Source organism: Nocardiopsis rhodophaea (assembly GCF_039530945.1).
Lineage (GTDB): Bacteria > Actinomycetota > Actinomycetes > Streptosporangiales > Streptosporangiaceae > Nocardiopsis_C > Nocardiopsis_C rhodophaea.
In genome coordinates this window covers 184,565-197,796 of the sequence record NZ_BAAAPC010000011.1, presented here as the reverse complement: position 1 = coordinate 197,796, position 13,232 = coordinate 184,565, and the positions used below count along the sequence as shown (strand labels likewise).

4 protein-coding genes are annotated in these 13,232 nt (G+C 63.2%); 2 read left to right on the top strand and 2 right to left on the bottom strand.

Translation table 11 applies throughout. The features are described 5' to 3' along the window. Together ABD259_RS14355 and ABD259_RS14350 are read right to left on the bottom strand one after the other, a co-directional pair. Nucleotides 1-987, bottom strand: coding sequence for a carbohydrate ABC transporter permease (locus ABD259_RS14355; protein ID WP_344101350.1), 987 nt, complete (start codon nt 985-987; stop codon nt 1-3). 71 nt (nt 988-1,058) lie between these two features. Continuing rightward, complete coding sequence (locus ABD259_RS14350; RefSeq protein WP_344162842.1) at nt 1,059-2,417, bottom strand: ABC transporter substrate-binding protein; 1,359 nt, start codon at nt 2,415-2,417, stop codon at nt 1,059-1,061. A gap of 441 nt (nt 2,418-2,858) precedes the next feature. Between ABD259_RS14350 and ABD259_RS14345 the strand changes: the two genes are divergently transcribed. Then, nucleotides 2,859-6,314: a LamG-like jellyroll fold domain-containing protein gene (locus tag ABD259_RS14345; protein ID WP_425573522.1), complete on the top strand. Its 3,456-nt coding sequence runs from the start codon at nt 2,859-2,861 to the stop codon at nt 6,312-6,314. Nucleotides 6,315-6,399: 85 nt separating this feature from the next. Beyond that, on the top strand, nt 6,400-12,966 hold the full coding sequence (locus ABD259_RS14340; RefSeq protein ID WP_344162837.1) for an RHS repeat-associated core domain-containing protein: 6,567 nt from the start codon (nt 6,400-6,402) through the stop codon (nt 12,964-12,966). Nucleotides 12,967-13,232: the final 266 nt, after the last annotated feature.

Sequence of the window (13,232 nt, the reverse complement as noted above, 5' to 3'; positions counted from 1 at the left end):
TCACAGCGACTGCGCCTCCCTGGTTCGTCGGGCGTTTCTGATCTGGATCAGGACGAGCGGGATGACCAGTAGGAACATGAACACGGCCAGCGCGGACCCGTGGCCCAGCTGGCCGTAGCGGAACGCCTGGCTGTACATCTCGTTGGCGATGACCGAGGTGCCGAACTGGCCGCCGGTCATGGTGCGCACGATGTCGAAGATCTTGAGGGTCTGCACCGAGATGGTGATGAGGACGACCGTGACCGTGGGCCAGATCGACGGCAGGGTGATGCGCCAGAACTGCTGCCAGCCGTTGACACCGTCGATGCGGGCCGCCTCCACGATCTCGGCGGGGATGGCCTTGATGGCCGCCGAGAGGATGACCATGGCGAACCCGGCCTGGATCCAGATCAGGACGACGATGAGCAGCAGGGTGTTCAGGGGTCCTTCGAGCAGCCACTGGCGGGGTTCGCCACCGGCCCAGACGAGGAGCTGGTTGAGCAGCCCGATCTGGTCGGCGTTGGCGGGGCGGAACGCGTAGACGAACTTCCAGATGATGCTGGCGCCGACGAACGAGATCGCCATCGGCATGAACAGCAGCGACTTGGCGATCGACTCGTAGCGGGAGCGGTCGACGAGCACGGAGTAGACCAGGCCGGTCGCGGTGGCGAGGATCGGGGCGAAGATGACCCACAGGAAGGTGTTGCGCAGCACGAGCAGGATCTCGGGCCGCGTGAACATCCAGACATAGTTTCCCCAGCCCACCCATGTGTCGCCTCCGGGGCCGTGGAAGGAGAGCACGGTGGTGCGGATGACCGGGTAGACCAGGCCGGTCAGGAGCAGGATCCCAGCGGGGGCGAGGAAGCAGGCGGCCTGCCACCAGTCGTAGCGGGTGCGCGGGCCGCCGTCCACGGCGAGCAGCAGCACGCCGAAGACGGCGAGGAACGCGGCCACGGCGATGACCAGCCAGAGGAGCTTGGGAAGCTCAGCCAAGATGTCGAATGCCATGGAGGCCCCCGCATTCCTCGGTCATCGTCGGTCGGTGTCCGTCGTCCGGGACCAGAGCCGCTGGCCGCGGGTCACGACTTCGGCCACGACTGCTCGACGTAGCTGAGCACGTCCTCGGTGTCCGAGCCGTTGATCCAGTTGGTCATGGCCCGCCAGAAGGTGCCCGAGCCGACCGCGGCCGGCATGTAGTCGCCGCCGTCCCACCGGAACACGGTGTCGGGGTCGCGCAGCAGATCGGCGGCGAAGCGGTCGTTGGGGTTGTCCAGCGCGTCGAGGTCGAGATCCTTGTGCGCGGAGAACCAGGCGCCCTCTTGGGCGCGGTTGTTGGCGTAGTCGGCGGTGGCGAGGTACTCCTGCACGGCGACGACCTCGGGGCGGTCGCTGAAGGCGGCGGCGAACTCCCCGCCACCGAGGACGGGCGTGCCGATCTCCTCGTCGATGGTCGGCAGGTTGAACGCGAAGACGTCGCCGTCCTCCGCGATCTCGGTGCCCTCGGGCCACTGCGCGGCGTAGAAGGAACCCATCAAATACATGCCGCACTTCTCGTCGAGGATGGGAAGGCCACCGACCTGGGACGACGTTGTGGCGATGCTCTTGACCCCGCCGTGGCCGCCGTTGACGTAGTCGGGGTTGCGAAGGATGTCGCCGACGCGGTCGAGGGCCTGGGTGACCTTGGGGTCGTCGAACGGGATCTCGTGGTCGATCCACTGGTCGTAGACCTCGGGACCGTGCTCCCGGAGCATCACGTTCTCCAGCCAGTCGGTGACCGGCCAGCCGGTGGCCTCACCGGACTCGATGCCCGCGCACCAGGGTTTGACGCCGTCGTCGGCCATCGTGTCGCTGAGCGTAATGAGGTCGTCCCACGTCTGCGGGATTTCGTATCCGTTCTTCTCGAAGAACCCCGGCGAATACCAGACGAACGACTTCACATTCGCGCCAAGGGGAGTGCCGTAAAGCTTCCCGTCATGCTCGACGTACTGCAGCCAGTCTTCGGGATATCCCTCTTGGGCGCGCTTGGCGACGCTGTCGGGCAGCGGAAGAGCGTCACCGGATTCGACAAAGCGGGAAAGCAAGCCGGGTTGCGGGAAGAACGCGATATCCGGCGCGTTTCCGCCGTCGACCTTCACCTGCACCTGGGCCTCGAACTCGCCGCTGCCTTCGTAGCGAATGTTGATACCGGTGCACTCGGCGAAGTCCTGCCACGCCCGCTGCATCCGCTCGCCCTCTTCGTCGCGGATGGAGGCGTAGATGTCCACGGTCCCGCCTTCGACGTCCGCCCATTCGGCGAACGGCTCACAACCAGCCCCATCTCGTCCGGCCGACGTGCCGCCGGTGCCACTGAGGTAGTCGCACCCGGTGGCGAGAAGCGCCAATGACAGAGAAGTGGCCGTGACGACGGCACCGTGCGACGGACGGATGGGCCTGACCATGCTCGCACCTCCTGCTACATCCCCGGGACTGGTATAGACCGGGGATTCGATGCAAGTGCCTTTCCCGCCCCGTGTCCATGATTTCACCCTTAACAGTTCCGTCACGGTAAGCGGACTCGCTGGTCAGACCTGGCGTGTCGGTCGCATTTCGGAACTTGGGAGTCGGGGCGAAAACGTCCCTTGGCGGGTTGAGGTGGGACGGTGGCCGAATCCGGCCATAACATGAAGATCATTCGCCTTCGTTATTGCTGAGGTCCAGGTGAAAGCAGGTTTCTCAAGATCACAGCAGGGCGACGGATGGTTCACCAGGGCCATATGGGCACTTTCAACCACGCTGTGTGGACTGCTAGCTTCACATCCGATTCAGGCATCGTGTGTTTCGCCCTGCTTCATGGCGTTATGCCGATGTTCCCCCCACCTGAGCACTAGACGGGATCCCCCATGCGTCGCCGGATGCCGGCCGTGGTCGCTGCTGCGGTCATGGCCACGTCCCTCACCACACCTGTCGCCGTATCCGCAGATGAACGCGGAGACCCCCCTTCCGTTGCCGGAAGCACCGCCGACGAGCGCTCCGCGTCCGCGAAAGCTGCGGCAACCGGGGAGCGCGTTGAGATTCCCGCGTTGACTGATGAGCGGTCGCGGGTGTTCGCGGAGCCGGATGGGTCGTTCACTTTGGAGCAGTCGGCGGTGCCCGAGCGGGTGCGCACGGCGGAGGGCTGGACGCCGGTGGACACCACCCTCGCCACGACCGGTAGTGGGATGGTGCGTCCGAAGGCGTCCTCGGCCGAGGTGGAGTTCTCCGGGGGCGGGGATGCGCCGATGGCCCGGGTGGGGCTGGGGTCCAAGGCGGTGGAGCTGGACTGGCCGGGCGAGCTGCCCGCACCGACGTTGGAGGAGGACCGGGCCACCTATGCCGATGTGCTGCCGGATGTGGACCTGGTGCTCACGGCCGGGACGGATGGGTTCTCCCAGGTGCTGGTGGTCAAGACCCGTAAGGCGGCCCAGAATCCGGACTTGGCCGAGCTGGAGCTGGCGCTGGGCACCGAGGGTGTGCGGATGCGTGCCGATGCGGCGGGCAATCTGGATGCTTTGGGGGACAAGGGCGGGGAGTCGGTGTTCACCGCCTCGGCCCCGGCCATGTGGGACTCGGCGGGCCAGGACGTCCCCGAGCAGGAGAAGGCCTCCCGGCCCGCGGCCGGCGCCCGCACCGCCCTGGTGCGGGCGGAGGTCGAGCCCGCCTCGATCAAGCTGGTGCCCGATGCGGCGATGCTGGATGACCCCGAGACCGAGTTCCCGGTCTTTATCGACCCTTCGGTGTCGGTGTCGCGCAAGGCCTGGGCTTATGTGAACCGCAAGTACCCCTCCCAGGCGTATTACAACCGCTCCGAGAAGGACACCGGGGTGGGGTATGAGCCGCAGTACGGCAACACCAAGCGGGCGTTTTGGCGGTTCAGTGTCTACAAGCGCACCCGCAAGGCGACGACGACGATCCAGCGGGCCACGCTGCGGATGAAGGTCACCCACGCGTTCGGGTGCACTGATGCGACCTTCCGGCTGTATCGGACCTCGGGCATCAGCTCCAAGACCACGTGGAACCGCCAGCCCTCCAAGTCGAAGTTCCAGGACAAGGTCAACGTCGACAAGGGCCGTCCGGCCTGCGGGGGCAAGGGCGTGGAGTTCGACGCCACCGAGGCCTACAAGTGGGGGGCGAAGTACGACAAGTCCTCGGTCACCCTGGGGCTGTACGGCAACGAGACCCGCTCGGGGTCCAACTGGGACTGGCGGCGGTTCGCCAAGGACCCCAAGCTGGTGGTGCGGTTCAACAACAAGCCGGCCCAGCCCGACACCGGCAAGATGTCGGATTCGCACGGCGGGGTGTGTTCCACGGATCCGAAGAACCCGCGGCTGATCAACACGAAATCGCCGACGTTCCGCGCCTATGTGCGTGACTACGACTCCCACTGGTACGGCCAGAAGCTCAAGACCCGCTTCGAGTGGAAGATCGGCGGAAAGGGCGACCGCGTCGGGTATGTGGACACGGCCTACAAGGACGTGGCGAAGTGGCCCAAGGGCAGCTATTACCAGGCCAGGGCCAAGGATCTGCCCGAGGGCGAGCTACTGGGGTATCGGGCGATCGCCCATGACCGCACGGTGTGGGGCTATCCGTGGTCGGACTGGTGCTACATCAAGGTGGATACCACCAACCCGGAGACCGGTCCCGAGGTGACCTCCCAGGACTACCCCGAGGGGGACGAGGTCAGCGGGACGGTCGGCAAATCGGGGGCGTTCACCTTCTCCGCCAACGGCGTCAAGGACGCGGCCGCTTACCACTACAGCGTCAACGACGCCTCCTGCTCTACCAAGCTCACGCCGAAGGAGCCCGGTGGCTCGGTCAGCGCCGTGATCACGCCAAGCACATCGGGTCCCAACCTGATCCACGCACGCACCACCGACGCCCACGGCAACTCTTCTGAGTGCGTGTTGGTGTACACCTTCACCGTGGCCGAGCCGAGCCATCCGGTGGCCTACTTTCCGGTGGACGAAGGCAGCGGAGGCACGAGCGGAGACGCCATCCAGGAGGGGCGGAACGTGACCGCCTCGGGTGGAGTGGACTGGACGCGGGGGCGTGTCGGCAGCGCCGAATATGGTTCCTACCGGCTCAATGGGACCGCTGTGAGGACTGATGGCACGGACGGCCGTCTGTCCACGGACGGCCCGGTGGTCGATACGTCCAGGGCGTTCAGCGTGGCGGCGTGGGTTCGGCTGGACGACCCGAGCCGCAACCACACCGCGGTCGCCCAGGAGGGCGAGTGGCACAGCGGGTTCTACCTCGGCTACAACCACCGCGGCGGCAACGGGTCGTGGGTGTTCAAGCAGGCACCCAGCGACGACACCGACTCCGCCGCCGTCGACCACCGCGTCTACTCGAAGGAACCGGCGAAGTCCGGGGCGTGGACTCATCTGCTGGGGACCTTCGACCCGGCGAGCGGCGAGCTGGCGCTGTACGTCGACGGTGTCAAGCAGGGCACCACGGTCCAAGGGACCCCGTGGAACGCTGACGGCCCGCTGGTGATCGGCGGCGCGAAGTTCAAGGGCGAGCCGTATGACCCCTGGCCCGGCGCGATCGACGACGTACGCGTGTGGGATCGCGTGGTCATGGATGAGGCTCTGGAGGACTCGGGCGGGAGACCCGAGACGTGGAAACTCGCTAATCGGCCGACTGCGCTAGAGGGACGTTGGGAGTTGGATGAATCCGCCGGGACCTCGGTTGCTGACTCCAGCGACCACGGGCTGACCGGAACACTGCACGGCGACCCGGACAGTGCGTGGGGCGGCGCGGAGAACGATCACACCTTCTCGCCTGGGGTCACGCTCAACGGCAAGGACGAGCGGATCACGACCGAGGCTCCGGCGATCCGCACTGACCGCAGCTTCAGCGTGGCCGCCTGGGTCCGCCTGGACGAGACCAACACCAACTCCACCGCTGTCTCACAGGACGGGACCAACCACAGCGGCTTCTACCTCGGCCAGCAGAACACCTACGACTGGGACAACTGGGTGCTCAAGATGGCCCCCTCGGATGAGGTCGGTGCCAAGGGATGGTCCCGGGCACTCTCAGAGGGCTCTCCTGAGCTGGGCCTATGGACGCACTTGGCCGCGACCTACGACTACACCACGGGCGAGATGACGCTGTATGTCGACGGTGTCAAGGAGGGCACCGACGTGCAGAAGAACCCGTGGAACGCCAACGGCGCGCTGGTGATCGGCGCCGCGCAGTTCGAGGAGAGGCTCACGGGCGCCTGGGGCGGCGATATTGACGACGTCCACGTCTACCAGGGCGTCCTGAACGGCGCCGAAGTGGCGCAGGTCCGCGGTGGGTCTGTCGGTATGACGTAGCGAGCGACGTCATGATCCACACCCCCTGAACTCCTTACCCCCCGCACGGCCCCGGCGACTTTGGTCGCCGGACTGGAGGCTCCCTGTGTCCGAGAACGCTTCGGAAGTCACGAACCCGCGAGCGCGCGCCCGGAAGATTCTTGTCCGGTCCACCGCACTGGTGGTCGTCGCTTCAACGCTGTCGACCGTGCCTGCTTCGGCACTGATGTACAACCACCGCCCCAGCGTCACCGATGAGCAGTCGGTCGCAGGCCGAGACGCCTTCGAGTCCGCTGTCGCGCAGGATGATTCAGTCAGCAAGGCCGCGATCACCGAACTGGCGGACGCAGACTGGCCCACACCTGAGAAGGTGAAACTGGCCGACACCAACGCGGAGCCCCGGGCACGGACCTTGTCTGCTCCTGCCAACACGGACTCGACGGCGGTGTCCATCGAGGCCGTGCCGGATGAAGTTCTGCAAACGTGGCAGTCGCCACTACGGCGCGACCAGGAATCCTCCGACAGCGCGACGGATAGTTCGGACGAATCTACCGAAGTTTCGCGGGGCGAGGAGACGGGGACGAGGGAGACGCCGCGGGAAAGCCGCCATGCCCCTGCTCAGCCCGAGCCCACCACACCAGAGCCGGGCCGCCCGTCGTCACCCGAGCCGGAGATGGAGCAGGGAAGGGAGCCCGAAGAAGCAGAGCCGCAAGAGGGGAACGCGCAGCACGAGTCGAATGAAGGCGCCGACCAAGCTGAGGCCGCGGGTGAGCCGGATAAGCCAGTCGAGTTGGAAAGCGCTGAGCTCGAAGTCCTTGATCAGAAGACTGCCGAGACTCTCGGTGTCGATGGGGTGCTGTTGCGCCTGACCCGGACCGATGGTGGATCGCAGACTGCGCCGGTCCAAGTCGGAGTCGACTATTCGGACTTTGCCACCGCCTTCGGCGGTGACTACGGCTCTCGCCTGGAACTCCTGGCGCTGGAAGACTGTGACGCCGAATCGGCTCCTCGGTATTGCTCGCGTGTCACCGATCTGCAATCGGAGAACAACGCTCAGGCGCGAACGCTTTCTGCTGTGGCACCTGCTTCCGCAGGAACAGGGACGCTTCTGGCAGTCGCGCCCAGCACGGAAAGCGAAAAGGGATCTGGAGATTATTCCGCCACCCCGCTCTCGCCATCATCGGAATGGAACGTCGGGGTGCAGACTGGGGACTTCTCTTGGTCGTACTCGATGGCCACACCCAAGGTAGCGGGTGAACTCAGTCCCGGATTGTCGCTGGGTTACTCCTCCCAGAGCGTTGATGGCCGTACGGCCAATTCCAACAACCAGACCTCCTGGATCGGTGAGGGCTTCTCGTACGACCCTGGCTACATCGAGCGCCGTTATGGGCTGTGCCAGGACGGGAAGAACGAGGTCGCCGATCAGTGCTGGGCCCGGCACAATGCCACGCTGTCGCTGAACGGCATGTCTACCGAGCTGATTATCGACTCCGATGGCGAGTGGCACCTCAAGGACGATGACGGTTCCAAGATCGAGAGATTGACCGGTGCGACGAACGGCGACAACGACGGCGAGTACTGGAAGCTGACCACGCCCGACGGCACGCAGTACTTCTTCGGTCGCAACCGCTTGCCGGGATGGGCCTCGGGCAAGCCGGAGACCAAGTCGGCGTGGACGATGCCGGTCTACGGCGATGAATCGGGTGAACCGTGCCATAAGTCTCGCTTTGCGGACTCCTGGTGCCAGCAGGCGTACAAGTGGAACCTCGACTATGTCGTCGACGTCCAGGGCAACGCCATGGCCTACTACTACGACAAGGAGACCAACTACTACGGCCGGAATCTCACGTCTACTGCGACCCCGTATGTACGGGGCGGATACCTCAAGCGGATCGAGTACGGACTCCGCTCAGATGACGTCTTTGGAACCGCTGCCGCACGTGTGAACTTCGGTGTCGGCGAACGTTGCCTGCCCACCGAGGATTTCGACTGTGCGCCGTCCAAGCGGACCAAGAAAAATGCCAAGCACTGGCCGGATGTTCCTCTTGACCAGGAGTGCAAGAAGGACGAGAAGTGTACGGGTAAGCACTCCGCTTCGTTCTTCTCCACCAAGAAGCTGAACACCATCACCACACAGGTCCACGATGGCAGCGACTACACCACCGTTGACTCGTGGAAACTGGAACACAAGTACCCGAAGCCCGGAGACGGAACCGCCCCGGCCCTGTGGCTGGAGTCCATTACCCACACCGGTCATGTCGGCGGCACCGAGACCTATCCTAAGATCACATTCGGTGGAACGGCGTTGGAGAACCGAGTCGATTCCACTTCCGATGGCTTGGCGCCGATGTACAAGTGGCGAATTACGTCCATTTATACCGAGACCGGTGGCCAAGTCGACGTCTCCTACTCCGCACCCGAGTGCAAACCCGGCCAGACACCGAAGCCGCACTCCAACACCAAGCGCTGCTATCCGGTGATCTGGACACCCGAAGGGGAGGAGGAGCTCACCGACTGGTTTCACAAGTATGTCGTCACCAAAGTCGCCGAGATCGACCTGGTGGCACAGCAGCCCGATGTCATTACCTCGTACCAGTATGTGGGAGGTGCGGGCTGGCACTTTGACGATCCCGACGGCATCGTTCCGAACAAGCGTAAGACGTGGTCTGTCTTCCGCGGCTACGCGAAGGTTAAGGTTCGCGAGGGTGCCGCAGACGAGACCCAGTCGGAGACGGAGCACCTGTTCTACCGGGGCATGAACGGCGACAAACAGCCCTCCGGGAAGCGGTCGGTGAGCATCACCGACTCGGAGGGAGGCAAGCAGGCCGATGACGAGGTGTTCAACGGGCAGACGCGCGAGGTCATCACCCGCAATGGCGCGGGTGGCGAGGCCGTGGAGAAGACCATCTCGACCCCCTGGAAGAAGAAGACCGCTGAGCGTAGCTACAGCTGGGGCACTCTGAACTCGCACCTGGTCAAGACGAAGACCACCGAGGGCTACACCGCTTTAGAAGAAGGCTGGCGGACAACCAAGACCGTCAACACCTTCGACGATTACGGGTACGTCGTCCGTACGGACGACCTTGGAGATACATCCACACCTGAGGATGACCGCTGTACCCGGACGACTTACGCACGCAACACCTCAAAGTGGCTCTTGGACAAGGTCTCCCGAGTGGAGACAGTCGCAGTCGCGTGCTCGAAGGACCCGAAGCGCCCCGACGATGTCATCAGCGACGAGCGCACCCACTTCGACGGTCAGGAATTCGGGAAAACTCCAACCCACGGCTTGCCTACCAAGGTCGAGCGCATCGCAGACTATGACTCGGGTACGGCCAAGTACCAGACACACGTCGAAAACACCTTCGACTCCTATGGGCGACTTGTGGACGTCATCGACGCGCTGGGTAACAAGACGACCACTGCGTACGAAAGCGCGGCGAAAAACGGCGCCCCGATGAAGATGAGCATCACCAATGCTCTCGGATTCACGACCTCCCAGGAGTACGATGTCCGTTCGTCACTGACAGCCCAGGTCGATGCGAACGGCAACCGCACGGAACTCTCCTACGACCCCTTCGGACGGTTGACTCAGGTATGGCTGGCTGATCGGCCGAAGTCCGATAACCCGCGTCCGAGCATGGAGTTCGAGTACAACGTCCGGAAGGACGCTCCCACCAGCGTTGTCACGCGTAGGCTCAACCACGATGGTCAGTACATCACCAGCTATGAGATCTATGACGGCTTGCTGAGACAACGCCAGACGCAGGGTGCGGCGACTGGCGGTGGTAGGCGTATCATCGATGTCTTCTATGACTCGCGCGGTAATGCGGTCAAGGAGAGGGCCTCCTACTACAACGAGGAAGACCCGACAGACTCCCTGTTCATCGTCAATAATGATGACGAAATTCCCCGTCAGACCGAGACCGTATTCGACGGGGCCGGCCGCGCCACTGATGTCATCCAGGTGTCCCGGGGTGAGGAGCAGCGGCGCACGACGACCGCCTACGCAGGTGACAGAACCTTGGTGACCAAGCCTGAGGGGGGTACCGGCAGCACGACGATCACCGACGCCCGCGGCCGGACCGTCGAACTGCGCCAGCACCACGGCCGCCTGCCCGAGGGCGACTACGATTCGACGACCTACACCTACGCCAAGAACGGCAAGATCGCCACGATCACCGACGCTGGCGGCAGCACCTGGACCTACACCTACGACCTCCGTGGCCGCAGGATCAAGGAGGACGACCCAGACACTGGAACCTCCACCTTTACCTACAACGCCTTGGACCAGAAAGTCCGTTCGACCGACGGTCGCGGTGAGACTCTGGCCCACGTCTATGACGCGTTGGGCCGTCGGATCGAGCTACGAGATGACTCTCCGTCGGGGAACCTGCGGGCCAAATGGGTCTATGACTCCGTCGCAAAGGGGCAGCTCACCTCCGCGACGCGTTACGTCGATGGTCAGGCGTACACCACCGAAGTGCGCAGCTACGACCAGATGAACCGGCCAAAGGTCAAGGACATCACCGTTCCGGAAATCGAAGGGGAGCTCGCGGGCACCTATCGCTACGTCAACGGCTACAACCCAGACGGCAGCTTGCAATCCATGGGTTACCCGGCAGCGGGTGCTCTGAAGAAAGAGACCACAGCCTTTGGATATGACGAGTTGAATCAGCCCACGACGGTGGAGGGCTGGCAGGGCCTCGTCACGGAGACTATCTACTCGAAGACCGGCAACCTCCTCCAGCGGCAGTTCAGCCGCGGTGCTGTAGGGGCGAAGGAGACGTGGGCGACACGCAAGTATGAGGAACCCACGAATCGGTTGTCTATGACCAGTCTCGTCCACGAGATCGGCGATGGTTCACTGTCAACCCAGCATTACGACTATGACGACAGCGGCAACATTCTCAGCATCCGCGACAAGCCGACGGACGAGAACCGTCCCAGTGACGCGCAGTGTTTCGCCTATGACTACCTTCAGCGCCTGACCGACGTGTGGACTCCTGCCACTGCTGGTGAGAACGCCTGTGGGGAGGAGCCGGATGCTGACAGGCTCGGTGGTCCGGCGCCGTACTGGGACTCCTACACGTACGACGAAGTTGGCAACCGCCTCGCTGAAACCAGACGTAGAGGGGAGGGGCAGACCTCTCGCACGTATTCCACCCCGGGAGATGACGAGGGGCCCGCTCACGCTGTTGCCCAAGTTGACCAGACGGGCAGCGACGGCGAAGAGACCTGGACTTACGAGTACGACGAGTCCGGCAACATGACCCGGAAGACTACGGCCGATCAGGACCAAAAACTGACCTGGGATGCCGAAGGCAAACTGGAAAAGGTCGGCAACGGTCCCGGTGAGACCAGCTACGTCTACGACGCCGATGGGCAGCGCCTCCTACGGCGCGAAGGTCCGGTGACAACCCTCTACCTTCCTGGCCAGGAGATTTCGTGGACCGCTGGCGAGGAGAAGACAGAGGCCACCCGCTTCTATCAGCACGCGGGGGAGACCGTTGCGGTTCGGGAGAATGATCAGAAGCTGAGCTGGCTGTTCTCTGACCACCAGGGAACAGGGCAGATCACGGTCGACGCGAACTCGGGCGCCTTTGTACAGCGGCGCTTCACCGTCTTCGGCGAGGAACGCAGCATCAGTGGCGAATGGCCAGGACAGAAGGGATTCGTCGGCGGGACTGTTGATGACTCGACGGGGCTGACCCAACTGGGCGCACGCGCCTACGACGCGACGATCGGCCGGTTCATCTCGGTGGACCCGCTGCTCGACGGGTCCTCCCCGCAGCAGATGCATGGCTATGCCTATGCGAACAACAGCCCCGCAACTCAGTCCGATGCGAGCGGTCTCTATCCGTGCGGCTATAGGCCCAAGGGGCCCAAGAAGAGCCCCTTGGCGAGTTGTTTCTCCAACCAGGGGAACGTCAAAGGAACAGTAAGCCAGGGCTACCGCCCCCCTTCCGGCGGCGGCCACAGGGGCCCGGGCGGTGGCGGACGCGGCGGCTACTACAACGGTGGCGGTAGCAAGAGCGGCAGCGGTGGTTACCGTGGTGGCGGAAGTCGGGGTGGCGGTGTAGCAACACCTGTCATCAAGGTGGATCCATATGCAGGTCCCTCACGCGATCCCAAAGCCGAAGCGCTTGGTATAGCACAATCCAATATGGGGGGACCATGTACAGGTAGTTACCCTGCAGTCTGCGGTCCGGATGGACGCTCGATGCCCGATGATGTCCTTCAGAGGCACAAGGAAGGGTTGAATGATGTATTGGAATGGTTGAAGGAGCATGCGGTTGTTGGTGCTGGGTATTGCCTCGTACTGTGCGTCGGAGCTTCCTTTCAGGATGGCATGATATCGGTATCTCTGGGTGTTGGAATTGGAAAGCTGGACTTGCCCGTCGGTGCAAGCGGAATGAGCCCGCGTGATAGTACCGGTGTGACTCCAAAGTTCTGCGGAGCGTACGTCGTGGGAGTGTGTGTCGGGCTCCCGAACGCTTCTGATGGGTCCGGTGAATCCTTTTCCGTGACCGGCGCTGGCGGGGTCGGGTTCGAGATAGGTGAGTTCACAGTATTTCAAGTCGACACAAATTGGAGTTGGAATCCCGCAGATTGGGGGAGCCCTGCGTTTCCAATCTTTACTCCAGAAGGGTGGCCCGAGCGTGGATACTAGTGGGAGTAGGGGTTGTGAAAGTCAAAGGAGCTCCGCTTCTAGTATAGCGCCCCCTCGCTTGCGATCATTAATTCTGCCCTTAAATAATATAAAGCATCCTATATCCTGAAACGTGACTTCTGGTTTGTATATTTGAGGTTTCTGGATGTGGATTGGTGGAAGCTGTATGCTTTCAATGGTTTTCGCATCAATAGTGGGAATTTCATTGATTGTGGTCGGGGTTTTCATTATTATGTTAAATGATAATGCTATTAACAAGGTGGTGA

Excerpts from the sequence above, each read along its gene's own strand:
- ABD259_RS14355 (WP_344101350.1), bottom strand. The coding sequence starts at position 987 with ATGGCATTCGACATCTTGGCTGAGCTTCCCAAGCTCCTCTGGCTGGTC.
- ABD259_RS14350 (WP_344162842.1), bottom strand. The coding sequence starts at position 2,417 with ATGGTCAGGCCCATCCGTCCGTCGCACGGTGCCGTCGTCACGGCCACT.
- ABD259_RS14345 (WP_425573522.1), top strand. The coding sequence starts at position 2,859 with ATGCGTCGCCGGATGCCGGCCGTGGTCGCTGCTGCGGTCATGGCCACG.